Origin of the sequence: Thermomonas beijingensis (genome assembly GCF_020034655.1) — a bacterium.
In the GTDB taxonomy this organism is placed as follows: Bacteria; Pseudomonadota; Gammaproteobacteria; order Xanthomonadales; family Xanthomonadaceae; genus Thermomonas; species Thermomonas beijingensis.
This window is the reverse complement of record NZ_JAIQDJ010000033.1, coordinates 1-1,825: the sequence shown is the minus strand read 5'-3', so window position 1 is coordinate 1,825 and position 1,825 is coordinate 1. Positions and strand designations below refer to the sequence as shown.

Genomic DNA, 1,825 nt, shown 5'->3' with positions numbered 1-1,825 from the left:
GATAACACGATGCCATGAAGCGGCGTCGGCTTGAACGAACTGTTAGGTTGTAGGCGCCCGACGACCCACTGCACATGCGAAGCAAGCTACGGAATGCTACCGCCACCACGGTGCGCAGGTCCCCTGCGCGCTGTGGGCCAAGTACGCAAGGGCACACTTGAACCTAACAGTAAACCTATCAGGCGCAATTCAATGCAAAGCCCGCACATCTCCAAAAAATTCCGCGCTAAACCTAACACCTGAGTTAAGCCGTGCCACTGCACGGCCGCAAACAAGAACGAACATACCGAAAAAAATTGCGGCCGTGAAGTGGCATCGGCTTGAACGAATTGTTAGACCTGTGCGCTCTTGCGGTGAGCCGTGAAACGAACAGGCCGGAAAGCCAATTTGTACCACGAAACCAAGCGCCGTATCAGCTGCGCGAAACCCGCTCTGGCTCTTGCTCTACAAGCGACTGCAGGCTGTAGATTTTGACCTTGATCTTGTTGCAAATTTGAAGACTTCTTGCCGTTGAAGCGAGGTCAAAAAACATCTTTCCAGATCATGAGCTGTTGTGGGTTTCAATGACTTTGCAAGGAAAGCGCGGCTTGTTGCTCTTCACAGGTCTAACACCTGAGTTAAGCCGCACCGATTTGCGGCGGCGGCAAGGCCACAATCTTACGAGGCTTTGCCGACGCCGCGAAGCGGTGTCGGCTTGAACGAATTGTTAGACAGCGGGCACCACACGGTGCGAGCCCTCATTTAGCCAACCATGATTCAATTGCAAGGTATACACGGAAGATCTTATTGAACTCAGCGCTTCTCGAGCAGCGATAGAAGTTTGCGCGCGACGATTTAAGCTTCTTGAGCGTACCCGTGCCCTGTTTTTGCATAACAGCCAGAGCGAGTCTGCTCTTAGCATTTCCACGCAGGGTGGCGCGTCTGAAGAATTTGTAGGCCGCTCGCCTGTCCTGTGGTCCAGTCAGTCCCTTGTAGAAGATGATGCCAAGCCTGTGCGATGCCCAACCTTCATGGTCATTTGCCTTGTCTATCCTCTCGAGCCATCGCTTGGCTTCGGTAAAGTTCTTATCTACGCCGAGTCCGCCGTAGAAAAAAGCATGTGCTAGAGCAATGAAGGCCGCGGCATCGCCCTTTGCTGCCCAGGCCTGGAGATCAACCAATGAGTACGCAAGATCCTTATCGCGGATCAGCTCTGCGATTCTGCGTGGGAGTGACGTTTCGGTGGCGTCACGCAATCGGACCAACAAACACCTCGCTCTATCTGCAATAGCGACGGAATACTGGCCGCTGTCTAACACCTGAGTTAAGCCGCACCGCGAAGCGGTGTCGGCTTGAACGAATTGTTAGGTCTCCCCAGCGATCATGCTGATGGCAACCTTCTTGCCGGAGCGTAACACTGTCATTTTGACGTTGTCGCCGGCTTGGACAGCACTCATTTCCTTGTCCAGCTTGCGTGCGGACGCGCCGGCTACAATCGAGCCGTTCAAAAATTCTATTACGTCACCCGGCATTAGTCCCGCGCGCATTGCAGGGGAGTTTTCCCTGACCTTGGTTACGACGACACGATCAAGTTTTGCGTCGAAGGCGCTGCGCTTGAGCGTGTAGTGGACCGTGAACCCGAGATGGCCTTTTCCAGCTGCAGCGGGTATCGATGCCGCGAGAAACACCAAGACGAGTAGGCTTTTCAGAAAAACTTTCATGGGAGACCTAACACCTGAGTTAAGCCGCGCCGCAACGAGGTGCAACCGAAGCGACAGCAGCCGGACGCCGAAAGATAACACGATGCCATGAAGCGGCGTCGGCTTGAACGAACTGTTAGGTTGTA

Annotated in this window: 2 protein-coding genes; both read right to left on the bottom strand. The window is 54.0% G+C overall.

Annotated elements, in window-relative coordinates; genetic code table 11:
- Positions 1 to 737 precede the first annotated feature (737 nt).
- Positions 738 to 1,235, bottom strand: coding sequence for a tetratricopeptide repeat protein (locus K7B09_RS13010; protein ID WP_223629892.1), 498 nt, complete (start codon positions 1,233 to 1,235; stop codon positions 738 to 740).
- 108 nt (positions 1,236 to 1,343) lie between these two features.
- Positions 1,344 to 1,825: PDZ domain-containing protein (locus tag K7B09_RS13005; protein WP_223629891.1), on the bottom strand; the 482-nt coding region annotated here is incomplete at its 5' end.